Below are 22,158 nucleotides of genomic sequence, written 5' to 3'. Positions count from 1 at the left end.
TCCTTCCGGTCCCGGCGGTCGGGGCTGATCATGATTACCCGGGTGGGCGCATTTCAAGCCCCGGCGTCGATCGGCACCCGTCGCTCCCGGTCCGACGGCGGCCACACGTACGGCAGATCGTCGGGCACGTCGCCGAAGAGCGGGCGGTAGAACTCGGGATCCTTCCTGACCAGCGCCGACTGGTGGCTGAGGTGGAAGTCGCGGTCACCGAGCCACGGCGGCAACTCGTCCTCGGCCGCCAGGACCGGCTGGTCACGGGCCCCGATCAGACCCGTGGTGCGCTCGAGTTCGACCAGCAGCGTCGCAGCGGTGGTGTCGGCGTGGCCACGCAGCAGCCACGCCTCGCAGATGGTCAGGCCATAGCGCACCAGCGCCTCCTCGTAACCCGCCCACATGGCCGCGGCGGGGTGCCGGCGCCAGCCGTATCCGGGCACGACCAGCGCGCGCAGCACCTGGATGTTCTCCGCGCGCTGTTTGCCGAGCCTGCGCGAATCCAGCCGCGCGGCCGATTCGGCGAAGTCGGGGTAGGGCAGGAACGTCTGCATGCGAGGCGCATACCCGCATCGGGCGGTGCCAATGTGCACCCGGGGCGGCAGAACCGTAGGTTCATGGGCGTCATGTTGGCTCTCCTCCTCCCCCTCATCGGGTTCGCGTTCCTCGATTCGCTGAACGTCCTCAACCTCGGGGTGACTTCGGCCGTCGTCTACGACAGCCGGTTGAGCCGCAGGTCGCCGCTGCCCGCGGGGGTGAGCTTCATCGCCGGCGTGTTCATCGCCACCGCGACCTTCGGGATGCTGACGGTGTTCGGTCTGGGCTTCCTCACCGAGCGCGCGGACGTCGACGTCACGCCCACCGTCCGCTACTGGGCGCAGCTGGTGCTCGGCGTGGTGCTGATCGCCCTCGCGGCGTTCTCCGGCCGCGCGTCGGGGGTCGCGCCACCCGAGCGGGCGGTCCAGGCGGCGCGCCGCAATCCGTGGCTGTTCGTGATCGTCGGGCTCGCGGTCGGGATCGGCCAGTCGGCGACGTCGGTGCCGTACCTGAGTGCGCTGGCGCTGATCTCCGCGCACCGTCCGATGCCGTTCGCGTGGCCCGTGCTGGTGCTGATCTACTGCGCACTCGCGCTGTCGTTCTCGGTGTTCGTGCTCGGGCTGTCCACGGTGCGGACACTGCGGGCGCGGCGCGTGCAGCGCCACCTGGTCCGCACCATCACCCGGTTTGGCCCGCCGGTGATCCGCCTGCTGTTCCTGACGATCGGCGTGGTGCTGGTGGTCGGCGCGCTGCTGAATTACCGGGCGCTGTTCTAGGACTCAGTCCGCGTAGTAGTCCGCGCCGCGCGAGAACTCCACGAAGGTGCACGCCTCGTCACCCACGGACCACGCGTCGTGACCGGGCGGCAGCAGCATGACGTCGCCCGCGGAGAAGACCTCCTCCGAGCCGTCGGCCATCCGGACGCCGAGTGCGCCCCGCGTGACCAGGGCGACGTGCGGCAGCTCGCAGAGGTCGGTGCCCGCGTACTCCTTGAGGTCGTTGGACCAGCGGGCACCGCTGTTGAACGTCACCTCCGTCACCGACACACCGGCGAGTTCGGCGGTCCGCTTGGAGATCAGACCGTGGACGTCGCTCTCGACGTCGGCGAGACGGGCCTTCTGCATGGCGGGGTGATAGGTGCTCATGGGCGAATCTCACCACGCCGGGGGGTTCTCGACCAGTGCTGGGCGCTGTTCCAAGGTGCGCCGAGACTGCAGTGAGATCGCGGTTTCGTGACTCCGGGCGATCTCACCGCAGGCTCGGCGGAGTTTCCGGGGCTAGGCGGACCTGCCATCGGCTACCCGGGGCGGACGGTCGGCGGTCGCGACGTCGAGCACCAGCTCGGCCACCCGGTTGCGATGCTGCTCGGCATTGCCCAGCAGGGCCGCGTCGGTGGTCGCACGCTTGTAGTAGAGGTGCGCCTGATGTTCCCAGGTGAACCCGATGCCGCCGTGCACCTGGATGGTGTCGGTCGCGACCCGGGCGAAGGCCGCCGAGCACACCGCCTGCGCGATGCTGGCCGCGAGCGCCGGATCGTCGGTGCCGTCGGACAGCGCCCACACCGCGTGATACGCCGCGGACTGCGCGTGTTCGACCTCGACGAGGAGGTCGGCGAGCTTGTGCTTGACGGCCTGGAACGAGCCGATCGGCCTGCCGAACTGCAGCCGGGTCTTCGCGTACTCGACCGACAGATCGAGCAGATGCCGTGCGGCGCCGACCTGTTCGACGGCCAGCAGCGCGGATCCCACCTGGAGGGCGTGCTCGATGACGCGCACCGCCTCGTCGGGTCCGGCCACCAGCGTGGCGGGGGCGTCGGTGAACTCGACGTCGGCCTGCGGGCGGGTCAGGTCCAGCGTGTTGAGCGGATTTCGTTGCACGCCAGCCGCACCCGTGTCGACGGCGAACAGCGCGACGCCGTCCGGACCGGTGGCCGCGACCAGCAGGTCGTCGGCGACGGTGCCGTCGACGACGCGCGTCGCCGTCCCCGTCAACGTCCAGTCGTCACCGGAGGCCGCAGCGGTGACGGCGACGTCGGCCGGGTCGAAGCCGCCTGCGCGGTCGGCCACGGCGACGGCGGCGGTCCGCCGACCCTCGATCAGCTCGGCGAGCAGTGCGTCGCGCGCGGGTCCGGCCGACGCCGCGACCAGCGCCGGGATGGCCAGGTACACCGTGCCGAACAGCGGCCCGCAGGCCAGCGACGCGGCGAGCCGCTCCACCGCCACGGCCTGGTCGACAAGCGAACCGCCCACGCCGCCATCGGCTTCCGGCACCGACAGGCCGAGCACGCCGAGTTCGGCGCCGAGCCTGCCCCACACCGCGCGGTCGAACGGCGGGTCGGACTCCATGAGCCTGCGCACCGTCGCCTCGTCGAAGTGGTCGCCGCAGAATCCACTGACCGCCGAGCGCAGTTGGGCCTGCTCGTCGGTGAAGATGAATGGCTCAGCCACGAGGGATCTCCTTCCAGGGCATGCCGGCATCGGCACGCAGATCGCCTGGCAGGCCGAGGATGCGCTCGCCGAGGATGTTTCGCATGACTTCCGAGGTGCCACCCTCGATGGTGTTGGCCCGGCTGCGCAGGAACCGCTGCTGAATCGGTCCACGCCAATCGGATTCGTTCTCCGGATCACGACCCGAGCTGTAGCCGTGGTAGAGCGTGCCCTCGGGTCCGAGCAGGTCCATGCAGAACTGGTAGATCAGCTGGTTCAGCTCGGCGCCGACCATCTTGCCGATCGACCCCTCCGGCCCCGGCCCGCCCATCGTGGCCGCGGCTCGCGACCGCTCGGACGTCAGGCGCTGCGCCTCCGACCGCAACCACAACTGCGTCAACCGATCCCGCAGCACCGGGGTGTGCAGGTCGGGCCGTGCCGCCCACAGGGAGACGGCCTCGGAGATGGTGCCCGCACCGCGGCGACTGCCGCTGCCGCCGAGCGCGCTGCGCTCGTTCATCAGCGTCGTCATCGCGACGTTCCAGCCGTTGCCCACCCCGCCGAGGCGATGGGCGTCGGGGATGCGGGCGTCGGAGAAGTACACCTCGTTGAACTCGGCCTGGCCGGTCATCTGGCGCAGTGGCCGCGTCTCGACGCCCGGTCCGTGCATGTCGACGACGAAGTAGGTGAGGCCCTTGTGCTTGGCGACGTCCGGATCGGTGCGGGCGAGCAGCAGGCCCCAGCGGGCTCGGTGGGCGAGGCTCGTCCACACCTTCTGCCCGTTGATCACCCAGTCTTCGCCGTCCGGCACCGCCGACGTCGCCAGCCCGGCGAGGTCGGAGCCGGCGCCGGGCTCGGAGAACAGCTGGCACCAGATGTGCTCGGTGCTGGCCAGCGGCCGCAGCCACGACTTCTTGAGGTCGTCGTCCTGGGCGTGCTCGCGGATGGTCGGCGCGGCCATGCCGTAACCCATCGGGTTCAGGCCCAGCGGCACCGGACCGCCGGCGCCCTGCAGCACGCCGTCGGCGACGGCCTGCAGCCGCCGCGACAGCCCGAGCCCGCCGAAGCCCTCGGGGAAGTGCACCCAGGACAGGCCCGCGTCGTAGCAGGCGGCGAGGTACTCGGGAATGGGAACGGACTTCGGATCGTGTTCGGCGACCACCCGCTGTGCGAGGTCGGCGACGCGATCGACATCAGCATCGTTGCTCATCTGGCCACGATAGGAAGTGGACACCCGTCAAGTAACGGCGGGGGGTGCTTGCGGCGCGAGCGTGCGCGAACTCGGGTTCTGACGCGGCGTGTCGCCCGCAGACACGCACGCTCGCCGGAGGAAATTACCGCCGGGGGAAGTTACCGCCGGCGGGGGAGTTCGGCGGCGATGGCGTCGAGCAGGGCGGGGTAGCGCTTGGCCTCGCGGTGTCCGCCGGGCTTGCCGCTGCTGATGATGCCCGCCGACAACCGGCGCGACGGGTCGGCCCACACGGCGATGTTCACCAGGCCGGTGTGCCCGAACGCGTCGGGCGCGTGGCGGCCGAACGGGCCGAACCGGTCGGACCCCAGCATGAAGCCGGTGCCCCAGCGCAGCGGCACCAGGCCGGTCGCCACGTCGGGCCGCAGCCGGCGCGCCTCCCGGGTGGCGGCACGCAGCGTCTCCGGCGACATGACGCGCACGCCGTCGAGTTCGCCTCCGCGGCGCCAGATCTCGGCGAACCGGGACAGCTCGTCGGCGGTCGAGACGGTGTTCGACGACGGCAGCACGCCGGTCAGGTAGCGCTCGCTGTTGGTGAACGGGATGAGCTGATGCGTGGTGCCACCGATCGCGATCTTGAACGCCTTCGCCATCGGTGCGGGCAGCGGCTTGCCCGTCGCGTGGCTCGGCGCGACCAGCGGGACGTCGGCCGGCGCGACGCCGTAGTTGGTCCAGCGGAAGCCGAGCGGGTCGAGGATCTCGGTCGCGAGGATCTCGCGGATGTTGCGACCCGTTGCGGCGGAGACGATCTCGCGCATCAGCGGACCCCACGTCAGTGCGTGGTAGACGTGCACGAGTCCCGGCTTGTAGATCGGCTTGAGCTTGCCCAGCATCTCGCGGGCGTACTCGCTGTCGTCCATCCGCTTGACGTCGGGCCGCGGCCCGGTCGCGAACGGCACGCCCGCGCTGTGGGTCATCACGTGCCGGATGGTGGTGCGGTCCTTGCCGTGGCTGGTGTAGCTCGGCAGGTAGTCGCACACCCGGTCGTCGAGGGAGAACGCGCCGCGCTCGACGAGCATGTGCACCACCGTGGTGGTGATGGCCTTGGCCGACGAGTAGGCGCAGAACGGCGTCTCGGTGGTCGCCGGCACCAGCTCGGCGTCCGGCGGATCCTCCGGCCCGTTGCCCCAGCCGTGGCCGATCGCGCGGTTGAGCACCACGCGACCGTCGACGCGCAGACACACCTGGATCGCCGGGTGCATGCCGGCCCGGTACCAGTCCCGTGCGCGATCCCAGATGCGTTCGACCGCGGCGGCGCCGACGTCACCGGCGTCCTCGTCGGCGACCGTCGTGACGGCGTCGAGGGCCTCGTCGGAGCCGGAGGGAACGCGGATTCGACCGTCAGCAGACACGTTCGACAGGTTACGGGCAGCTCGCCGAACCACCCTCGACGCGGAACTAGAACGTGTTACAGTTCGCGCACTTCGGAGCCGGAGGAGACCATGACCGAGACGACGCCCGGGACCAGATCCAAGGCGGCATCGCTCGCCATCGTGACGCTCGCCTACGTGATCGCCGTCGCGGTGGCGGCCGCCTGGCTGATCTGGGGCCCCACCACCGGATGGCCGTGGCTCGACGCCCTGATCGCCGACGTCCTGGCCACCCTGGTGGTGTTCGCCTTCAGCCGCGCCTACCGCAACTCGAGCTTCTACGACGCCTACTGGAGCGTCGTCCCGCCGCTGCTGCTCCTCTACTGGTGGACCCAGGCCGGGCCCGGCGTCGACCAGGTGCGCGTGGCACTGGTGGCGATCGTCGTGGTGCTGTGGGCCGTCCGGCTCACCGGCAACTGGGTCTACTCGTTTCCCGGCCTGCACCACGAGGACTGGCGCTACCCGATGTTCCGCGAACGCGCCGGCCGGTGGGAGTTCCTGGCCGACCTCGTCGCCATCCACCTGATCCCCACACTGCAGGTGTTCCTCGGCATGGTGCCGGTGTACGTCGCCGTCACCCGGCCCGGTGCCGGCATCGCGTGGCTCGCGGGGGTCGCGTTCGTCATCGGCATAGCGGCGGTGACGCTCGAACTGGTCGCCGACGGGCAGATGCACCGGTTCGCCCGGACCCGCGCGCCGGGCCAGGCGATGGACCGCGGACTGTGGTCGTGGTCGCGGCACCCGAACTACTTCGGCGAGTTCGCCTTTTGGCTGTCGCTCGGCCTGTTCGGGGTCGCGTCGGCACCCGCGGACTGGTGGTGGGTGATGGCGGGTGCGGTGCTGATGCTCGCGCTGTTCCTCGGCGCCAGCATCCCGATGATGGAGGAGCGCAGCCTGTCCCGGCGGCCCGAGTACCAGGACGTGATCGACCGGGTCTCGAAGTTCGTGCCGCGGCCGCCGCGGCGATCGGGGGCCGTGCGATGACGCGCGTCGTGATCGCGGGTCTCGGCGACAGCGGCGTGCTGACGGCGATCCGGCTGGCCAAGAACCCGGGCGTCGAGGTGGTCGGCATCTCCGCCAAGCCCGCACTGGTGAGCGGTCAGGAACTCGGCTGGCGGATCAGCAGGCCCGACCACTGGGCCCGGCACAACTGGATCTCATTCGACCGATTCCGCGGCCTCGACGGCGTCCGCACGCTGCACGGCACGCTGACGGAACTGGACCCGGTGGGCCGCACGGTGTCGGTGCGCACGGCCGACGGTGCCGAGGTGGCCGAGCCGTACGACGCGCTGATCATCTCCACGGGCGTCACCAACGGCTTCTGGCGGCAGGCCACGCTGCAGTCGGCCGACGAGATCGGCGCCGACCTGCGCGCCGCGCACGACCGGCTGACCGCCGCGTCGTCGGTGATCGTGGTCGGTGGCGGCGGGGCCGCGGTGAGCAGTGCGGCGAACGTCGCCCGCACCTGGCCCGACAAGCGCGTCGAGCTGTACTTCCCGGGCGACCGCGCCCTCACCCAGTACCACCCGCGGACGTGGGCCCGCGTCGAGCGCCGGCTGGTCGAGGCCGGGGTGGTGTTGCGACCGGGGCACCGCGCGGTGCTGCCCGACGGCTTCACCGGCGACACCATCACCGGCGATCCGGTCGAGTGGAGCACCGGTCAGCCGCCGGCATCGGCCGACGCCGTGCTGTGGACGGTGGGCCGGGTGCGGCCCAACACCGCCTGGCTGCCACGCGATCTGCTCGACGACGACGGCTTCGTCCGGGTCACGCCGGACCTCCGGGTACCGGGCCACCGCGGCGTCTACGCGCTCGGGGACGTCGCGGCCACCGACCCCCAGCGCAGCTCCGCACGCAACCGGGCCGATGGGCTGCTGGCGCACAACGTGCTGGCCGACGTCGAGGGCAGACCGCTGCGCACCTACTCGCCGCCGCGGTCGCGATGGGGGTCGATCCTCGGCATCCAGCGCGACGGCCTGGAGGTGTTCGCCCCGAACGGGCGCGCGTTCCGCTTCCCGGCGTGGTCCTTCGAACGCGTCCTGATGCCGTGGATCGTGCGGCGCGGCATCTACGGCGGCATCCGGGACACGCCGAGCCGCTGACAACCGGCGAAGGCGCTCAACCCGGCGGAACGACTTGAGTATCCTCGTCCCATCGTCAATATCATCGGACCCACCTGCGTCGGTGCGTGTGCTCACCCCTGACTTCGAACCCGTGGCACCCGGCCAACAGCTGTCGTTGCTGTTGGTCGAGGACGACCGCGAGGACGCGATCCTCGTCGAGGAGCTGATCGCCGACGCCAACGCCGACATCCGCGTGGTGGTCGCCGAGACGATGGCGGACGCCGAACGCGAACTGGCCCGGGAACGCCCGGACTGCGTCCTGCTCGACCTGAACCTGCCCGACGCGAACGGCATCAGTGCGCTCGACCGGATCGCCAAGCGCGGCGACCACCTGCCGGTCGTCGTCCTCACCGGGCTCGCCGACGAACACTTCGGGGTGTCGGCGCTCGCGTCGGGAGCCCAGGACTACCTGGTCAAGGGCCGCGTCGAGCCGGAGATGCTGCGCCGCGCCCTGCTCTACGCCATCGAGCGCAAGCGCGCCGAGCTGACGTCCGCGGCGCTGCGCTCGAGCCAGGTGACCGCGCTGGAGAACGCCCGACTGGCCCGCGGCCTGCTGCCCACGCCGCTGCTGCTCGACCAGACCGGCGTCGAGATCGAGGCGCAGTACCAGCCCAGCCACCAGAACGCACTGCTCGGCGGCGACTTCTACGACGTCGTCGAGACGCCGGACGGCACCGTGCACGTGATGGTCGGCGACGTGGCCGGACACGGCCCGGACGCCGCGGCGCTCGGCGTCGCGCTACGCATCGGCTGGCGGGCGCTGACGTTCGCCGGTCTGCGGGGCAACGAACGCATGCTGCAGCTGGAACGGATCCTGCGCGCCGAGCGTCCGGTGAGCAGCGGCATCTTCGCGACGGTGCTCAGCGTGGCGCTCGCTCCCGACGGGCTCGGCTTCACCGCCGTGCGGGCCGGCCACCCCGGCATGCTGCTGCACGGCCCCGGCTCCGTCGAATGGCTGGAGCCCCCGGCCGGCCCGGCACTCGGCCTCAACGGCACCCGCTGGCCGCTCAGCGAACTCGAACTTCCCGCCGGGCACGGCCTGGTGCTGCTGACCGACGGCATCTTCGAAGGACATGCCGGGCCCGGCAACCAGCGGCTCGGCGAGGAGGGACTGTTGGAACTCGCCCGGCCGCTGGCAGGACTGCCCGGCAAGGACTTCGTCCGGTCGCTCATCGAGGCGGCCGACGACGTCGCCCGTTCCCACGGTGGCATCAGCGACGACGTCGCGGTGGTCCGCGTGGAACGGACGCGACGATGACGGGCCGGCCGATGACGCGCACCGCCGACGGTGGCCGCGGCCGACGGCTGACCGTGCAGGGCTGGCAGAACCTGGCCCTGAGCCTGATGGCCGTCGTGGTGCTCGCCGGCGCGGTCACCGGTGCGGTGCTGATCAACCGGACCGACCACGTGTCCCGGACACTCATCGACGACATCCAGCCAGCGCGGGTCGCGTCCTACCGGCTGCAGACCGCGCTGCGCGACCAGGAGACGGCCACCCGGGGGTACGCGATCACCGCCGACCGGCAATTCCTGCAGCCCTACGTCGACGGCCTCCAGGCCGAGCGGGCGGCGTCCGAGGCCATGCGCGCCCGGCTGACCGACCGGCCCGACCTGCTCGCCGACCTCGACGCCGCGGAGCAGGCCGCCGAGAACTGGCGGTCCAGCTACGCCGAGCCGCTGATCGCAGGAGTCCGGCCGCAGGAGCGCATCGACCCCGCGGTGATCGAGCGGGGCAAGGTCGAATTCGACGCCATCCGGCAGCTCTTCGACGTGCAGTCGCAGAACCTGCTCGAGGCCCGCGACGCCGGGGTGGCCGAACTCGACGAGGTGCGCGGCTGGCGCGATCGGGACCTGATCGTCATGATCGTCGCGTTCTTCGCCGCCGCGATCGCACTCGCCGTGCTCATCCACAACGCGGTGACGCGGCCCCTGCGCCGCCTCGCCGAGTCCTGCCGCCGCATCACCGAGGGCAACCTCGAGGAGAAGATCGTCCCGCGCGGACCCAAGGACATCAGGGCGATCGCCGTCGACGTCGAGAACATGCGCCAGCACATCGTCGACGAACTGCAGGCGTCGCAGGTTGCCCGCGCCCAACTCGACGAGCAGACCGTCGAATTGCGCCGCTCCAACGCCGAACTCGAGCAGTTCGCCTACGTCGCCTCGCACGACCTGCAGGAACCGCTGCGCAAGGTCACCTCGTTCTGTCAGCTGATCGAGAAGCGGTACGGCGACAAGCTCGACGAGCGGGGCGTCGAGTACATCGGGTTCGCCGTCGACGGCGCGAAGCGCATGCAGGTGCTGATCAACGACCTGCTGACGTTCTCCCGGGTCGGCCGGCTCAACGCGACGCACGCCGAGGTCGACCTCGACAAGACGCTCGATGCGGCGCTCGCCAACATCGTCACCGCCGTCGAGGAATCCGGCGCCGAGATCGTCCGGCCGGACGCCGGGCTGCCACCGGTGCTCGGCGATCCGACGCTGATGACGATGCTGTGGCAGAACCTGATCGGCAACGCGGTGAAGTTCCGCCGCGAGGGGGTGGCGCCCCGCATCGTCGTCGAGTGCGTGCCGGGCGACGACGACATGTGGGACTTCACCCTGTCGGACAACGGGATCGGCATCGCACCGGAGTTCGTCGAGAAGGTGTTCGTGATCTTCCAGCGCCTGCACGGGCGTGACGCCTACACCGGAACCGGCATAGGGTTGGCCCTCTGCAAGAAGATCGTGGAGTACCACGGCGGCGCGATCTCGATCGACACCGCCTACGAGGCAGGCACCCGGTTCCGCTTCACCCTGCCGATGGTGACCACCACGACCGACGACGTGATCGACGCCGCGGGCTCCGCGCCCGCGGCCGCCTTGGAAGGGAACCGCACATGACACCCGCAGGCCGACCCATCGACGTACTGCTGGTCGAGGACGATCCGGGCGACGAGTTGATCACCCGGGAAGCGTTCGAGCACAACAAGATCAAGAACAACCTGCACGTCGCCCACGACGGCGAGGAGGGGTTGGACTTCCTGTACCGGCGCGGTGCGTTCGCCGACGCGCCGCGTCCCGACCTGATCCTGCTGGACCTCAACCTGCCGAAGTACGACGGTCGCCAGCTGCTCGAGCAGATCAAGTCCGACGCCGATCTCTGCACCATCCCGGTGGTCGTGCTGACCACGTCGTCGGCGGAGGAGGACATCCTGCGCAGCTACAAGCTGCACGCGAACGCCTACGTGACCAAGCCGGTCGACCTCGATCAGTTCATGAGCGCCGTGCGCCAGATCGACGAGTTCTTCGTGCAGGTCGTGCGGCTGCCGCAGTTCTAGGCGTTTGACCCGCCGCCCGTCGGGAACCCGTGCCCACTGAACCTCGAAGGAGTGGACACATGACCATCTGTGCGACGTGTGGCAACGACTATGACAAGGCGTTCACCGTCACCTGGCCCGACGGCCGATCGGAGACGTTCGACAGCGTCGAATGCGCGGCGTCCCAGCTGGCACCGGAGTGCGGGCACTGCGGGTGCCGAATCCTGGGCCACGGCATCGAGACCGACGAGGGGATGTTCTGCTGCGCGCACTGCGCGCGCAAGGACAGCAGCGCCGACGTAAACGACCGCTATCCGGTGCCGGCGGGCGGCTGACGCGCTCGTCGCCGCCACGCGTGCCGTAGCGGCGGCGGAACTTCTCCACCTGACCCGCGGTGTCCAGGACCCGGTTGCGGCCGGTCCAGAACGGATGGCTGTCCGCGCTCACCTCGACGACGACGAGCGGGTAGGTCCTGATCCCGTCCGGGGTCTCCCACTCGATGGTCCGGCCGCTGGTGGCGGTGGACCTGGTGAGGAATGCGGCGCCGGTGTTGGCGTCCTTGAAGACCACCGGGTGGTAGTCGGGGTGCATCTGCGGCTTCATCAGGAGTCTCCTTCTGTCGTGCTTCGGGTGGATGCCGCTTCGGTGTCGGCCGCGTGGCCGCACGGGTCGGTGTGCCAGTCGCCGAACGGATCCTCGAGGTCCGGCCAGGTCGAGGGACGCGACATCTCGTCGTCGGTCAGCAGCGCCGCGTCGAGGGCGGCGAGGATCTCGGCGGGGTCCGCGCCGCACACCAGGATGGCCATCGACGTGTGCCGGTCACCGAACGCGGGATGCCACATCAGGTCCGCCATCGCGCGGCGCTCCCCGTCGACGTAGGCCCGCTTGTGAACGGTCATGGCCGCCAACCACTTTCCCGCCGAGCTGACCCGCAGGCCGCCGCCCGCGGACTCCAGCCACATCGCGTGGTCGGGGCGACCGGCGAGCCACAGCCGGCCGCGGGTGCGCACCACGCCGTCGAGCAGCAGGTCGATCGCGTCGTGCAGACGCCGGGGATGGAACGGCCGTCGTGAGGTGAATTCGACCAGCTCGGTGCCGGATTCGGCCGACAGCGGGGGTTGGCCGGCGAGCAGGGGGCCGTGCGGATCGTCGCCGACCCCGCGCCGGGCGTCCGGTTCGAGATGGGCCAGCGCCTGTTCGAGCCGGGCGACGCCGGTGGTGAGTCGGGCCCGCGGGCTCAGCCGGCGCAGCACGCCCAGCGTCGACCGGTCCGGAGCCGTCAGCACCAGCACGTCGGCGAACTCGGCCTGACCGACGGCGACCTGAGCGACGGTCCTGCCGTCGGCCAACTCGTCGTCGCCCAGGGCCGCGGGAAGCCAGGAGACGGCGTCGATGCACGTGACCACCGCGGCGATCTCGACGTCGCGCGCGGCGACGCCGTCGACGTAGCCCGGACCGACCCGGACCCGAACGTGGTTGATGGCGAAGCAGATCGGCTCGGGCTCGAGCCACGGCGCCAGGTGGACCACGATCCGGTCGACGTCGGACCGTCGGTGCAGCACGCGCAGGAGCACCAGCAGGTCGTTGCGGATGGTGCACGCCAGGCACCCGTGCGCGAGTTCCAGGATGGTCTCGACGGTGACGAGTTCGCCGTGCTGCAGCGCGATCAGCGTGCGCCGGACGACGTGCCCATCGAAGCGGTGCTCGACGACGAGCGTTCCCGGGGTCCGGAGCAGCACGCCCGTCGCCGCGTCGGTGTCACCCTGTCCGGCGACGAGTATCAGCGGAGTCCGCACGACCCTCCTATCGGTAATGGTTTTCAACAAGGTGGCGCTTACGCTACGCTGCGATCGAGTGCTTGTCGAAAATCATTGTCATTAAGAACGGAGGTGTGCGGATGTCGGCGACATGTCAGGTCACCGGGCGCACAGTCGGATTCGGGAACACGGTGTCCCACTCCCACCGGCGGAGCAGGCGCACGTGGCGGCCGAACATCCAGGTCAAGACCTACTACCTGCCGTCGGAGGGGCGGCGGGTGAAGCTCCGGGTGAGTGCCAAGGGCATCAAGGTCATCGACCGTGACGGCATCGAGGCAGTGGTCGGCCGGATGCGACGCGACGGGCAGAAGATCTGATGGCCAGCACCGACATTCGACCCGTCGTCAAGCTGAAGTCCACGGCGGGAACCGGTTACACGTACGTCACCAGGAAGAACCGGCGCAACGACCCGGACCGGATCGTGCTGCGCAAGTACGACCCGGTGATCCGGCGGCACGTCGACTTCCGCGAGGAGCGCTGACCATGGCGAAGAAGTCGAAGATCGTCAAGAACGACCGGCGTCGCATCGTCGTCGCCCGGTACGCCGAACGCCGCGCGGAACTCAAGGCCGTCATCGCCGCGCCGACGAGTACGCGGGAACAGCGGGCGGCGGCCGTGACCGAGCTGTCGCGGCAGCCCCGGGATGCCAGCCCCGTGCGGGTGCGCAACCGCGATGCCGTCGACGGCCGGCCGCGCGGGCACCTGCGCAAGTTCGGGCTGTCGCGGGTGCGCGTGCGGGAACTGGCCCACGAGGGCCACCTGCCGGGCGTGCGAAAGTCGAGCTGGTGATGGCGAAGAGGGTTGCGGCGGTTCGCCCGTCGCGCGATGGAAAGCCGCGCAAGAACCTGCTCACCGGCCTGGGTCTGGACACCGTCGACTACAAGGACACGTCCACGCTGCGGGTGTTCATCTCCGAACGCGGCAAGATCCGCTCACGCAGCGTCACTGGCCTGACCGTCCGTCAGCAGCGGGAGGTCGCCACCGCGATCAAGAACGCCCGCGAGATGGCGTTGCTGCCCTACCCGGCGGGCAAGCCGCGATGAGTGCGCCGACCACGGCCACGCGCAGGCCGTTCACGCTCGTCGTCTGCACGGGATGCGATTTGGCCGAGGATTCCTCGGTGATCGAGCGGTTGCGCGGGACCGTCCGTCGCTGCCCGCACGGGGTGCTGGTGTCGGCCGGTCGCACGGTCGGGCCGAGGACGTGGGTGCTGATGCAGCCGTGCTGGCCGGACCGGACGCCGGTCGGTTCGGCGCACTGGATCGGACCGGTGGTCGACCGCCGCGACGCACGCGAGCTGTGCAGCTGGGTCGAGGGCGGGGACTGGGACGTCGCCGCGCTGCCCGCACGGCTGCGGTCCGCGCCGCCGGATGGCTAGGGGATGAACCGGTCGCTGTTCAGTTCGGTCCAGACGCGGCGACTCAGCGCGGTGAGCCTGCGCCACGCGCGCGGGCGGGCCGCGTCGGCCAGCACCTCGGCGACGTAGTCGACGTCGGTGATCACGTACCCGCCGTCGGTGCGCCGCCACAGCCCGTCGAGGCACAGCTCGATGGCCGCCATGGTCGAGATCTGCGGCGCCGCGATCGCGTCGAGGTCCGCGTCGGAGACGAACGACGGACGCACCGACTCGCTGGAGTGCGCCACGGCGCGGGCGTGGACCTCCAGCGCGGGGCCACTCACCAGACACGTCGCGTCGCGGTGCCGCAGTGTCTCGACCTGCCGGAATACGTCCCTCTCGCGCATGCCGCCAGCATAGCCGTAACACGCACGTAACACGGATTTAGCATGGAATCGGCTCCGGTAGGGTTCGGATCGATCACGACCGCGACCTCCGGAGGCGACATGGCAGGCAAGACCTTCACGTTCGAGGTCACGCGGACCAGTACCGCCCCACCGGCCACGCTGTTCCGCCTCGAGACCGACGGTGCGCGCTGGAGCGAATGGGCCAAGCCCGTTGTCTTCCAGTCCAGTTGGGACACCCAGGGCGATCCCGCCCCCGGTGGCGTCGGCGCCGTGCGCAAGGTCGGGCTGTGGCCGGTCGTCATGCTCGAGAAGACCGTCGAGTACGAACAGGACCGCAGGCACGTCTACACGCTGATCGCCCCGAGCACGCCCGCCGTCGGCTACCACGGCGAGGCCATCTTCACCCCGAACGCCTCGGGCGGGACCGATCTGACGTGGCGGGGCTGGTTCACCGAGGGCGTGCCGGGCACCGGCCCGGTGATGCGGGCGGTCCTCGGCGGCGCGATCAAGGTCATCTCGCTCCGGCTGATCGCGGCGGCCGAGCGCGAGGCCGCCGCCAACCCGAGCACCTGACCGGCACGACCGTGCGGGCGCGGGTCCTGGCCGCCGTCGCCACGACCCTCGTCGCGGGCATCCTCGGCGTGCTCGCGCTCGGGGTCGCAGGCACGCTGCTGTACGACGTGCCCATGCTCGGGCTCGCCACCGGATTCGTCCCGCCGGTGATGTCGTGGTTCGTGATCGCCGCCGTACTGATGGTGCCGGCGCCGATCGCGCTGTGGCGGTGGCGCCGGGCGCGGACCGCCGTCGCCCTGATCGCGGTCGCCGTGCTCACCGCGGCAGGCGGTTCGTTCGTGATCGCCCGCCAGGTGTCCGCCGTCGAGGACGCCGGCGCGCGCGTCGACCTGCTCGACACCCTGTCCGTGTGGTCGGCACCCGGTGCGGCACCGGACGCCGACGAGACGTATGGCACGTTCGAGGGGAAACCCCTGGGGCTGAGCGTCTTCCGGCCGGCACCCGGCGGTCCGCCCGCACCGGTGCTCGTCTTCGTGCACGGCGGGGGATGGGTGGCGGGCGAGCGCAACGCCCACGCCGCCGACTTCCGCTGGTTCGCCGACCGCGGGTGGCTGACCATCTCGGTCGGCTACTCGTTTTCGTCGTCGCAGCGGCACCTGTGGGACGTCGTGCAGTCGCAGATCGGATGCGCGCTCACGTGGGTGGCCGCCAACGCCGGCAGGTACGGCGGCGACGGCGCGAAACTGTCGCTGAGCGGTGACTCCGCGGGCGGCAACCTCGCCATCAACGTCGGCTATCTCTCGGCCCGCGAGCCCGCGAACTCGTCGTGCGCCGGCACCATGCCACGGGTGTCGGCGGTGTCGACGCTCTATCCGGCCGTCGACCCCGCCGCGGTCTACGACAACCCCGACCCGGTACTCGGCGATACGTCCCGCGGATTCGCGGCGGCGTACCTCGGCGGGTCGCCCACCGAGTTCCCCGAGCGGTTCGCCGCCGTCGCCGGGGCCACCTACATCGGGCCCGGCGCGCCGCCGGTGCTGATCCTGCTCGGGGCGACCGACCACCTGGTGCCCGTCGACGGCGCGTACCGCTTCGCCGACCAGGCCCGTGACGCAGGCCTGGACGTGCGGGTGGTGTCGGTGCCGTACGCCGACCACGTCTTCGACGCCCGGCCCGGCAGCATCGGTCAGCAGGCCTTCCGGCAACTGACGGCATCGTGGTTGCGCGACCACGGCCAGGGACCCTGACGGTCGGCCTACGATCGAGTCCTCACCAGGACGCGAGCGGCCACGGTCGCCGGGAGGTCTGCGATGGCCGGAACGACCGACCCGTCGATGGGGCGCGCGACGACGTCCGCATCGATCGCGGTCGGGTTCCTCGCGCTCACCACGATCGCGCTGCGCGGCCACGTTCCCGGTGGCGCGCCCGCCGCGCCCGAACGCACCCCCGACGACCCGGTGGCCGGCGTGGTCGTCATCGTGCTGCTCGTCGCCGCGGTGGCGGCGGTGGCCGTCGCGGTGCTCACCCGGCTGCGGCGGCCGACGCCCGCCGCGGTACGGGTCACGGGCCGCCTCGACTGGGTGCGCGCCGACGGGGGCGGGTCGTCGCGCCGGACCGTGCTGATCGCGTTCGGGGCGATCCTGCTGTGGGTACTGCTCGTCGCGATGCTGAGCCGGCTGACCCTCGACACCCCCTCGGGCGGGGCCGCGCCCGACGCGGCGGTCGAGACGGCGCCGTCCGACCCGCCGCCTGCCGCGCCCGAACCGCCGGATCCCGCGCGGGTCCCCGCCGAACGGGACTGGAACCTGCTCGGCTACTTCTACGTGGCCACGGCCGCCTTCCTCGTCGTGGTCGTCGCGGGCAGCGTCGCCGCCGCGCGCCGTCGCCCCCGCACCGCGGTGGCCGCCGCCCCCGACGTCGAACACGAGCAGCGCCCCGACACCCAGTCCGAGGATCTGGCCCGCGCGGCCGAGGTGGGCCTCGCCGCCGTCGAGGACCTGACCCGCGACCCCCGCAGTTCGATCATCGCCTGCTGGGTGGCGATGGAACGGGAACTGGCCCGCGTCCCCGGCGCCAGCCCCCGCGACTTCGACACCGCCTCCGAGGTGCTGGCGCGCGCCGTCGACCTGAACGCGTTGCGCCCGGACAGCGCAACGGAACTGGTGGACCTGTTCGAGGAGGCGCGATTCAGCCCGCACGTGATGACCGAACGGCACCGCGAATCCGCCGTCGACGTGCTGCGCCGCGTGCTCGACGAGCTGGGCGGCGTCACGTGATGCGGCTGCTGGCGGCCGCGCTGCTGCTGATCGCCGTCGTCGAGGTGGCGGTGCTCGCGGTGCCGGACAGGTCGGTGATCGCCTGGGCGGGCGGTGCCGCGGCGGCCGTCGTCCTCGTCACGCTGCGCTGGTGGGTGGTGCGGGACGTGCCCGCCCCCGTCGACGAGTCGACGTCGCGCGACCCGTCGGAGACGTTGCGGCGGTGGCTCGCCCGCACCGACACCCTGGTCGCGTGGGCCGACGCCAGCCGAGCCGACTGGGACAAGCACCTCCGACCCGTGCTCGCCCGGCAGTTCGAACTGGCCACCGGGCAGCGCAGATCCAAGAACGCGGCGAGCTTCCACGCGACCGCGCGCATGGTGTTCGGCGACGAGCTGTGGGTGTGGGTGGACCCCGATGCCGTGGCCACCGAGGGGCGGGACGCACCGGGGCCCGGCCGCGCCGTGCTCGACGAGCTACTTCGACGGTTGGAGCGAATATGACCGAGGTGTCCAGCGCCGCAACCACTGCCGCGGCGTGCGAGGCCGTGCTCGACGAGGTGCAGCGGGTCGTGGTGGGCCGCAGGCCGGCGCTCGAGCTGATCCTGGTCGCCGTCCTCGCCCGGGGACACGCTCTGATCGAGGACCTGCCCGGCCTGGGCAAGACGCTGATCGCCCGGTGCTTCGCCGCCGCGCTCGGCCTCGAGTTCACCCGCGTGCAATTCACCCCCGACCTGCTGCCCGCGGACCTGCTGGGCTCGACGATCTACGACATGCGTTCGGGCCGCTTCGAATTCCGGCCCGGCCCCATCTTCACCAACCTGCTGCTCGCCGACGAGATCAACCGGACGCCGCCCAAGACCCAGGCCGCGCTGCTGGAGGCCATGGCCGAGGGGCAGATCAGCATCGACGGCGTGACCCACCGGCTCGACCAGCCGTTCGTGGTGCTCGCCACCGACAACCCGATCGAGTACGAGGGCACCTATCCACTGCCCGAGGCGCAGCTCGACCGCTTCACCGTGCGGCTCGAACTGCGCTATCTGTCCGCGGCGGAGGAGGTCTCGATGCTGCGGCGCCGGCTCGACCGCGGTACTCCGGAGGCGACGGTCGACAAGGTGATCGACGCCGCCGACCTGCTCGCGATGCGCGAGTCGGTCGAACGGGTGACGGTGCACGAGGACGTCCTGCAGTACGTCGTGTCGCTCGCCAACGCCAGCCGGCAGCACCCGCAGGTCGCCGTCGGCGCCAGCCCGCGTGCCGAGCTGGACCTTGTGCAGCTCGCGCGTGCCCGCGCGCTGCTCGCCGGCCGCGACTACGTGATCCCCGAGGACGTCAAGGCGCTGGCCGTGCCCGCCATGGCCCACCGGATCAGCCTGCGACCCGAGATGTGGGTGCGTCAGGTGCGCAGTGTCGACGTCGTCGAGGAACTGCTCAAGCGGGTGCCGGTGCCGCGCACGGGTGGCGCGTGAGCACACCCGTCGAACTCCGTTGGCGCGCATCGTCGTTGACCCGCGCGCTGGTGACGTGCGTGGCGTTCGGGTTGGCGGCGGCGGTGCTCACCGCGGCGTGGCAGGTGGCGGTGTTCGTCGCCCCGCTGGCCGGCGTGCTGGCGGCGCTGGCCTGGCAGCGGCGGGGCCCGACCGTCGTCGTGCACGCCGAACCCGCTGTTCTTCGGTGCTTCGAGACCGAGGACGTGCACCTGGTGGTCTGGGCGACCGCCGACGACGGCTCGCGGGTCGAGGTGGCCGTCACCGGCGCCGACGGGCTGCGCTGCGCGGCCACCCGGCGCGACGACGGCCGCATCGCGGTGACGGCAGGCGCCGAGCGCTGGGGACGGTACCCGCTCGACGTGCACGTGAGCGTCGACGGCCGTGGCGGGCTGTTCACCGGCACGGGCGCCGCCACGGCGGGCAGCGTGTTCGTGTTCCCACTGGTGCCCGCGGAGTCGACGGCGTTGCCGCGCACCGAACTCCTCGACCGGCTCGGCACGCACATCACCGCCCGCATCGGCCGCGGCGTCGAGTTCGGCGGCATCCGCACCTACGTGCCCGGCGACCACCTGCGCACGGTGAACTGGCCGGTGAGCGCGCGCCGGGGCAGCCTGCACGTCACCGAGCGGCTCAGCGAGCGCGCCGCCGACGTCGTGGTGCTCGTCGACACCTACGACCAGCCGACCGGTCCGGCCACGGCGGCCACCGAGCGGACCGCGCGCGGGGCGGTGCAGGTGGTCCAGAGCGCGCTGCGCGGCGGCGACCGTGCGGGCGTCGTCGCGCTCGGCGGGACCCCGCGGTGGTTGCCGCCCGACATCGGCCGCAGGCAGTTCTACCGCGTGCTGGACGCGGTGCTGGGCGCCGGTGACGGCCACCAGCGCTCGACCGGCACGCTGGCGCCGCGGGCGTCGGTGCCGTCCGGGGCGATCGTCGTCGCGTTCTCGACGCTGCTCGACACCGACTTCGCGCTAGCCCTGATCGACCTGTGCCGCCTCGGACACGTCGTGATCGCGGTCGACGTGCTGTCCGGCGCGCCGTTCGGCGACGACCAGGACCCGCTGGTGCACCGGATGTGGTCGCAGCAGCGGTCGTTCATGTACCGCGACATGGCGACCGTGGGCGTCGACGTCGTGGCCTGGCCGTCGGACTCGGCGCTCGACCACGTCATGCACCTCGTGCCCGACCACCGGCGGCGCACCGCCAGGCGGCGCTGACGTGCGCGCGCTGTCACCGGCCTTCGGGCTGCTGATGATCGCCGCGGCGGCCGGTGGCGTCGACGGTCGGCTGATCGCGCTGGTGGCCGGAGCGGCCGTGGCGGTGGCCGCCGGGATCCGCTGGGCGGGAGCGGCTACCGTCGCCGTGGGGTGCGTGGTCGCGCTGCTGATTCTGACCGACCCACCCGCCCTGGTCGCCGCGCTCGCCGGCCTGGCGGCCGCCGCGTACCTGGTGACCCGCCACGGCGGCGAGGGCGGCGTCACCGCGCCGACGGTGCTGGGCGCGCTCGGAGCGTCGGCGGTCGCGACGCTCGCGGCGCTCGTCCCGGCCGACGTCGCGTGGCTGCCCGTGGTGGCGCCGTTCGCGGTCGTCGTCGTCTTCGGCGTCGTCGCGCGGCCGTTCCTCCCGCTCGACTGAGCGCGGATCCGACGCCCGCCGTCGGCTAGGGTGCCATTCGATGACACCTGTCAATTCCGGCGCCGGCGGGCGAAGTTGGATCGCCCGGCTCCTGCGGTTCGAGCGACGCGGTGACGTCTTCATCGCTCCCAACCCCGATCGCGGGCCGGGCGACCGGCTGTTCGGCGGCCTGATCGCGGCGCAGGCCCTGGCCGCCGCCGGCGCGACCGTCGAGCCCGACAAGCTGCCGCAGTCGCTGCACCTGTACTTCGTGCGCGGAGGGCAGTACGGCGTCGACGTCGAACTCCGCGTCGAGCGCACCCGCGACGGCCGGTCCTTCGACAACCGCCGCGTCACCGCCGTCCAGCACGGCAAGGTGATCCTCGAGATGATCGCGTCGTTCCATCGCGCCGAGGACGCCGCCGACTGGCAGCCGCCCGTCGTACCCGCGCTCGAGTTCGACGACGCGGTGCTCAAGACGCCGACGCTGGGCTTCGCGGACCGCTTCGACATGCGGGTCACCCCCGGCGACGACTCGGCGTTCGCGGTGCCGCCGTTCTGGATCCGCACCCGCGACCCCATCGAGGACGACCCGCTGATCCGGGCCTGCGCGTTGACCTTCCTGTCCGACTTCGGTCCCGTGCCCGTCGCGCGCCCACCGGGCGTGCCGCTCGACCCGCACGTCGGGTACGCCGCCAGCCTGGACCACGCGGTGTGGTTTCACCGCCCGTTCGATCCGCACGAGTGGCACCGCTACGAGGTGCGGTCGCTGACCAACAGCGACGCCCGCGGATTGGTGGCCGGTTCGCTCTACTCGGTCTCGGGCGCGTTGGTGGCGAGCACCACCCAGGAAGCGCTTTGGCGGTTCTAGCTGGAAGAGTGGTGACGTGAGCTACCCGTACCAACAGTCGCCGCAGGGCGTGCCGCCGACCTGCTACCGGCATCCGGACCGGCCGACCTACGTGCACTGCACCCGGTGTCAGCGGCCGATCTGCCCGGAGTGCATGCGGCAGGCGCCGGTGGGACACCAGTGCCCCGAGTGCATCGGGGCCGCCGCCCGCTCGGTGCGGCAACCGGTGACCGCGTTCGGCGGCAGGCCCGTCTCGCGGCCGCTGGTGACCTACGTCCTGATCGCGCTGAACGTGGTGGCCTTCGTCTTCCAGAATGCCAACGACGACGTGAGCCGGCAGTTCCTCCTGAAACCGACCGACATCGCCTACGACGATCAGTTCTACCGGCTGGTGACCTGGGCCTTCCTGCACTCGAGCATCACGCACATCCTGTTCAACATGGTGGCGCTGTACTTCACCGGACCCGCGCTGGAGGCCGCGCTCGGGCACCTCCGGTTCCTCGGGGTGTACGCGGTGAGTGCCCTCGGCGGGTCGGTGCTGGTGTACCTGATGACGCCGATCGAGACGGAAACCGTTGGTGCGTCCGGCGCAATCTTTGGACTGTTCGGCGCATTGCTTGTGCTGGCCCGCAAGCTCGACTTCGACATGCGGCCGATCGTGATAATCATCGTGATCAACCTGGTGATCACGTTCGTCGTGCCCGCGATCAGCTGGCAGGGCCACGTCGGCGGCCTGCTCACCGGCGCCGTGATCGCCGGGGCGTACGGGTACGCGCCGCGGGCGAATCGCAACCTGGTGCAGGCGGGCGTCACGATCGCGCTGCTGGTGCTGTTCGCGGCGCTGGTCTACTGGCGGACCGACGGCATCCTGCTCGGCCTGGGCTAGCG

Annotated in this window: 28 protein-coding genes and 1 pseudogene; 21 read left to right on the top strand and 8 right to left on the bottom strand. The window is 71.4% G+C overall.

What is annotated here, in order from left to right:
• Positions 1-53 precede the first annotated feature (53 nt).
• Positions 54-545 carry an MSMEG_6728 family protein gene (locus AC1MEY_RS21805; protein WP_480227468.1) on the bottom strand — a complete coding sequence of 164 codons (492 nt, stop codon included), beginning with the start codon at positions 543-545 and terminating at the stop codon, positions 54-56.
• Positions 546-617: 72 nt separating this feature from the next.
• Between AC1MEY_RS21805 and AC1MEY_RS21800 the strand changes: the two genes are divergently transcribed.
• The gene (locus AC1MEY_RS21800; protein WP_480227467.1) at positions 618-1,304 is read left to right on the top strand and encodes a GAP family protein; all 687 of its coding nucleotides are present in this window, start codon (positions 618-620) and stop codon (positions 1,302-1,304) included.
• Positions 1,305-1,307: 3 nt separating this feature from the next.
• On the opposite strand, the gene AC1MEY_RS21795 is transcribed toward AC1MEY_RS21800, so the two are convergent.
• The 4 genes from AC1MEY_RS21795 to lipE form a co-directional block, all read right to left on the bottom strand.
• A complete protein-coding gene (locus AC1MEY_RS21795; protein WP_480227466.1) occupies positions 1,308-1,673 on the bottom strand; it encodes a cupin domain-containing protein in 366 nt (121 codons plus the stop codon).
• A gap of 132 nt (positions 1,674-1,805) precedes the next feature.
• Positions 1,806-3,005: an acyl-CoA dehydrogenase family protein gene (locus tag AC1MEY_RS21790; protein WP_480231611.1), complete on the bottom strand. Its 1,200-nt coding sequence runs from the start codon at positions 3,003-3,005 to the stop codon at positions 1,806-1,808.
• A complete protein-coding gene (locus tag AC1MEY_RS21785) occupies positions 2,968-4,164 on the bottom strand; it encodes an acyl-CoA dehydrogenase family protein (protein WP_480227465.1) in 1,197 nt (398 codons plus the stop codon). The genes AC1MEY_RS21790 and AC1MEY_RS21785 overlap by 38 nt, the downstream gene beginning before the upstream one ends.
• A gap of 140 nt (positions 4,165-4,304) precedes the next feature.
• Entirely contained in the window at positions 4,305-5,555 is a 1,251-nt protein-coding gene (gene lipE, locus AC1MEY_RS21780; protein ID WP_480227464.1) for a lipase LipE, read from the bottom strand.
• Positions 5,556-5,645: 90 nt separating this feature from the next.
• On the opposite strand from lipE, the gene AC1MEY_RS21775 reads away from it, so the two are divergent.
• The 6 genes from AC1MEY_RS21775 to AC1MEY_RS21750 all read left to right on the top strand — a co-directional run bounded on the left by AC1MEY_RS21775 (position 5,646) and on the right by AC1MEY_RS21750 (position 11,327).
• Positions 5,646-6,557 (top strand): DUF1295 domain-containing protein, encoded by a 912-nt coding sequence (locus AC1MEY_RS21775; protein ID WP_480227463.1) that lies wholly within the window; start codon positions 5,646-5,648, stop codon positions 6,555-6,557.
• Positions 6,554-7,675, top strand: coding sequence for an FAD-dependent oxidoreductase (locus AC1MEY_RS21770; protein WP_480227462.1), 1,122 nt, complete (start codon positions 6,554-6,556; stop codon positions 7,673-7,675). The genes AC1MEY_RS21775 and AC1MEY_RS21770 overlap by 4 nt, the downstream gene beginning before the upstream one ends.
• Positions 7,676-7,787: 112 nt before the next feature.
• Entirely contained in the window at positions 7,788-8,954 is a 1,167-nt protein-coding gene (locus AC1MEY_RS21765) for a PP2C family protein-serine/threonine phosphatase (protein ID WP_480227461.1), read from the top strand.
• An 11-nt stretch (positions 8,955-8,965) separates the two neighbouring features.
• Positions 8,966-10,576, top strand: a complete 1,611-nt coding sequence (locus tag AC1MEY_RS21760) for a sensor histidine kinase (protein WP_480227460.1) — start codon at positions 8,966-8,968, stop codon at positions 10,574-10,576.
• Positions 10,573-11,013, top strand: a complete 441-nt coding sequence (locus AC1MEY_RS21755) for a response regulator (RefSeq protein WP_163795696.1) — start codon at positions 10,573-10,575, stop codon at positions 11,011-11,013. Before AC1MEY_RS21760 ends, AC1MEY_RS21755 begins: the two co-directional genes overlap by 4 nt.
• A 59-nt stretch (positions 11,014-11,072) precedes the next feature.
• The gene (locus tag AC1MEY_RS21750; RefSeq protein WP_480227459.1) at positions 11,073-11,327 is read left to right on the top strand and encodes a hypothetical protein; all 255 of its coding nucleotides are present in this window, start codon (positions 11,073-11,075) and stop codon (positions 11,325-11,327) included.
• A 16-nt stretch (positions 11,328-11,343) separates the two neighbouring features.
• Here the strand turns inward: AC1MEY_RS21750 and AC1MEY_RS21745 are convergent.
• Positions 11,344-11,595, bottom strand: a pseudogene (locus AC1MEY_RS21745) (type B 50S ribosomal protein L31); the annotation flags it as partial.
• Positions 11,595-12,788, bottom strand: coding sequence for a ribosome hibernation factor-recruiting GTPase MRF (mrf, locus tag AC1MEY_RS21740; protein WP_480227458.1), 1,194 nt, complete (start codon positions 12,786-12,788; stop codon positions 11,595-11,597). The gene mrf and the pseudogene AC1MEY_RS21745, both read right to left, overlap by 1 nt.
• 101 nt (positions 12,789-12,889) lie before the next feature.
• Here mrf and rpmB point away from each other — a divergent pair, with 101 nt between their 5' ends.
• From rpmB to AC1MEY_RS21715, 5 genes are read left to right on the top strand one after another with little or no spacing between them, the layout of a single operon-like run.
• Complete coding sequence (gene rpmB, locus AC1MEY_RS21735; RefSeq protein ID WP_480227457.1) at positions 12,890-13,126, top strand: 50S ribosomal protein L28; 237 nt, start codon at positions 12,890-12,892, stop codon at positions 13,124-13,126.
• Complete coding sequence (rpmG, locus tag AC1MEY_RS21730; RefSeq protein ID WP_480227456.1) at positions 13,126-13,290, top strand: 50S ribosomal protein L33; 165 nt, start codon at positions 13,126-13,128, stop codon at positions 13,288-13,290. Before rpmB ends, rpmG begins: the two co-directional genes overlap by 1 nt.
• 2 nt (positions 13,291-13,292) lie before the next feature.
• Complete coding sequence (gene rpsN / locus AC1MEY_RS21725) at positions 13,293-13,598, top strand: 30S ribosomal protein S14 (protein ID WP_480227455.1); 306 nt, start codon at positions 13,293-13,295, stop codon at positions 13,596-13,598.
• A complete protein-coding gene (gene rpsR, locus AC1MEY_RS21720; RefSeq protein WP_480227454.1) occupies positions 13,598-13,852 on the top strand; it encodes a 30S ribosomal protein S18 in 255 nt (84 codons plus the stop codon). The genes rpsN and rpsR overlap by 1 nt, the downstream gene beginning before the upstream one ends.
• Complete coding sequence (locus tag AC1MEY_RS21715) at positions 13,849-14,187, top strand: hypothetical protein (RefSeq protein ID WP_480227453.1); 339 nt, start codon at positions 13,849-13,851, stop codon at positions 14,185-14,187. Before rpsR ends, AC1MEY_RS21715 begins: the two co-directional genes overlap by 4 nt.
• On the opposite strand, the gene AC1MEY_RS21710 is transcribed toward AC1MEY_RS21715, so the two are convergent.
• Positions 14,184-14,552 (bottom strand): hypothetical protein, encoded by a 369-nt coding sequence (locus AC1MEY_RS21710; RefSeq protein WP_480227452.1) that lies wholly within the window; start codon positions 14,550-14,552, stop codon positions 14,184-14,186. The genes AC1MEY_RS21715 and AC1MEY_RS21710 overlap by 4 nt on opposite strands.
• Positions 14,553-14,651: 99 nt before the next feature.
• Here AC1MEY_RS21710 and AC1MEY_RS21705 point away from each other — a divergent pair, with 99 nt between their 5' ends.
• The 9 genes from AC1MEY_RS21705 to AC1MEY_RS21665 all read left to right on the top strand — a co-directional run bounded on the left by AC1MEY_RS21705 (position 14,652) and on the right by AC1MEY_RS21665 (position 22,156).
• Positions 14,652-15,125: an SRPBCC family protein gene (locus AC1MEY_RS21705; protein WP_480227451.1), complete on the top strand. Its 474-nt coding sequence runs from the start codon at positions 14,652-14,654 to the stop codon at positions 15,123-15,125.
• A gap of 11 nt (positions 15,126-15,136) precedes the next feature.
• Positions 15,137-16,312, top strand: a complete 1,176-nt coding sequence (locus AC1MEY_RS21700; protein WP_480227450.1) for an alpha/beta hydrolase — start codon at positions 15,137-15,139, stop codon at positions 16,310-16,312.
• 63 nt (positions 16,313-16,375) lie between these two features.
• A complete protein-coding gene (locus AC1MEY_RS21695; protein ID WP_480227449.1) occupies positions 16,376-17,341 on the top strand; it encodes a DUF4129 domain-containing protein in 966 nt (321 codons plus the stop codon).
• A complete protein-coding gene (locus tag AC1MEY_RS21690; RefSeq protein WP_480231610.1) occupies positions 17,341-17,823 on the top strand; it encodes a hypothetical protein in 483 nt (160 codons plus the stop codon). Before AC1MEY_RS21695 ends, AC1MEY_RS21690 begins: the two co-directional genes overlap by 1 nt.
• Positions 17,820-18,788 carry an AAA family ATPase gene (locus AC1MEY_RS21685; protein WP_480227448.1) on the top strand — a complete coding sequence of 323 codons (969 nt, stop codon included), beginning with the start codon at positions 17,820-17,822 and terminating at the stop codon, positions 18,786-18,788. The genes AC1MEY_RS21690 and AC1MEY_RS21685 overlap by 4 nt, the downstream gene beginning before the upstream one ends.
• The gene (locus tag AC1MEY_RS21680; protein WP_480227447.1) at positions 18,785-20,023 is read left to right on the top strand and encodes a DUF58 domain-containing protein; all 1,239 of its coding nucleotides are present in this window, start codon (positions 18,785-18,787) and stop codon (positions 20,021-20,023) included. The genes AC1MEY_RS21685 and AC1MEY_RS21680 overlap by 4 nt, the downstream gene beginning before the upstream one ends.
• A 1-nt stretch (position 20,024) precedes the next feature.
• Positions 20,025-20,441, top strand: coding sequence for a hypothetical protein (locus tag AC1MEY_RS21675; RefSeq protein WP_480227446.1), 417 nt, complete (start codon positions 20,025-20,027; stop codon positions 20,439-20,441).
• Between the two features lie 40 nt (positions 20,442-20,481).
• Positions 20,482-21,291, top strand: coding sequence for an acyl-CoA thioesterase (locus AC1MEY_RS21670; protein ID WP_480227445.1), 810 nt, complete (start codon positions 20,482-20,484; stop codon positions 21,289-21,291).
• Positions 21,292-21,307: 16 nt separating this feature from the next.
• Positions 21,308-22,156, top strand: a complete 849-nt coding sequence (locus tag AC1MEY_RS21665; RefSeq protein WP_480227444.1) for a rhomboid family intramembrane serine protease — start codon at positions 21,308-21,310, stop codon at positions 22,154-22,156.
• The last annotated feature ends 2 nt before the right edge of the window (positions 22,157-22,158 follow it).

Source organism: Mycobacterium sp. PTI7 (genome assembly GCF_056679845.1).
This window is presented reverse-complemented; position numbering and strand designations above follow the sequence as displayed.

What these genes read in the sequence shown, in the direction of transcription:
- AC1MEY_RS21685 (WP_480227448.1), top strand. Translation starts at nt 17,820, where the DNA reads ATGACCGAGGTGTCCAGCGCCGCAACCACTGCCGCGGCGTGCGAGGCC.
- AC1MEY_RS21805 (WP_480227468.1), bottom strand. Translation starts at nt 545, where the DNA reads ATGCAGACGTTCCTGCCCTACCCCGACTTCGCCGAATCGGCCGCGCGG.
- AC1MEY_RS21790 (WP_480231611.1), bottom strand. Translation starts at nt 3,005, where the DNA reads ATGCCGGCATGCCCTGGAAGGAGATCCCTCGTGGCTGAGCCATTCATC.
- AC1MEY_RS21785 (WP_480227465.1), bottom strand. Translation starts at nt 4,164, where the DNA reads ATGAGCAACGATGCTGATGTCGATCGCGTCGCCGACCTCGCACAGCGG.
- AC1MEY_RS21750 (WP_480227459.1), top strand. Translation starts at nt 11,073, where the DNA reads ATGACCATCTGTGCGACGTGTGGCAACGACTATGACAAGGCGTTCACC.
- rpsN (WP_480227455.1), top strand. Translation starts at nt 13,293, where the DNA reads ATGGCGAAGAAGTCGAAGATCGTCAAGAACGACCGGCGTCGCATCGTC.
- AC1MEY_RS21775 (WP_480227463.1), top strand. Translation starts at nt 5,646, where the DNA reads ATGACCGAGACGACGCCCGGGACCAGATCCAAGGCGGCATCGCTCGCC.
- AC1MEY_RS21690 (WP_480231610.1), top strand. Translation starts at nt 17,341, where the DNA reads ATGCGGCTGCTGGCGGCCGCGCTGCTGCTGATCGCCGTCGTCGAGGTG.
- rpmB (WP_480227457.1), top strand. Translation starts at nt 12,890, where the DNA reads ATGTCGGCGACATGTCAGGTCACCGGGCGCACAGTCGGATTCGGGAAC.
- AC1MEY_RS21755 (WP_163795696.1), top strand. Translation starts at nt 10,573, where the DNA reads ATGACACCCGCAGGCCGACCCATCGACGTACTGCTGGTCGAGGACGAT.
- rpmG (WP_480227456.1), top strand. Translation starts at nt 13,126, where the DNA reads ATGGCCAGCACCGACATTCGACCCGTCGTCAAGCTGAAGTCCACGGCG.
- rpsR (WP_480227454.1), top strand. Translation starts at nt 13,598, where the DNA reads ATGGCGAAGAGGGTTGCGGCGGTTCGCCCGTCGCGCGATGGAAAGCCG.
- AC1MEY_RS21695 (WP_480227449.1), top strand. Translation starts at nt 16,376, where the DNA reads ATGGCCGGAACGACCGACCCGTCGATGGGGCGCGCGACGACGTCCGCA.
- AC1MEY_RS21710 (WP_480227452.1), bottom strand. Translation starts at nt 14,552, where the DNA reads ATGCGCGAGAGGGACGTATTCCGGCAGGTCGAGACACTGCGGCACCGC.
- AC1MEY_RS21670 (WP_480227445.1), top strand. Translation starts at nt 20,482, where the DNA reads ATGACACCTGTCAATTCCGGCGCCGGCGGGCGAAGTTGGATCGCCCGG.
- AC1MEY_RS21715 (WP_480227453.1), top strand. Translation starts at nt 13,849, where the DNA reads ATGAGTGCGCCGACCACGGCCACGCGCAGGCCGTTCACGCTCGTCGTC.
- AC1MEY_RS21795 (WP_480227466.1), bottom strand. Translation starts at nt 1,673, where the DNA reads ATGAGCACCTATCACCCCGCCATGCAGAAGGCCCGTCTCGCCGACGTC.
- AC1MEY_RS21705 (WP_480227451.1), top strand. Translation starts at nt 14,652, where the DNA reads ATGGCAGGCAAGACCTTCACGTTCGAGGTCACGCGGACCAGTACCGCC.
- AC1MEY_RS21760 (WP_480227460.1), top strand. Translation starts at nt 8,966, where the DNA reads ATGACGCGCACCGCCGACGGTGGCCGCGGCCGACGGCTGACCGTGCAG.
- AC1MEY_RS21800 (WP_480227467.1), top strand. Translation starts at nt 618, where the DNA reads ATGTTGGCTCTCCTCCTCCCCCTCATCGGGTTCGCGTTCCTCGATTCG.
- AC1MEY_RS21770 (WP_480227462.1), top strand. Translation starts at nt 6,554, where the DNA reads ATGACGCGCGTCGTGATCGCGGGTCTCGGCGACAGCGGCGTGCTGACG.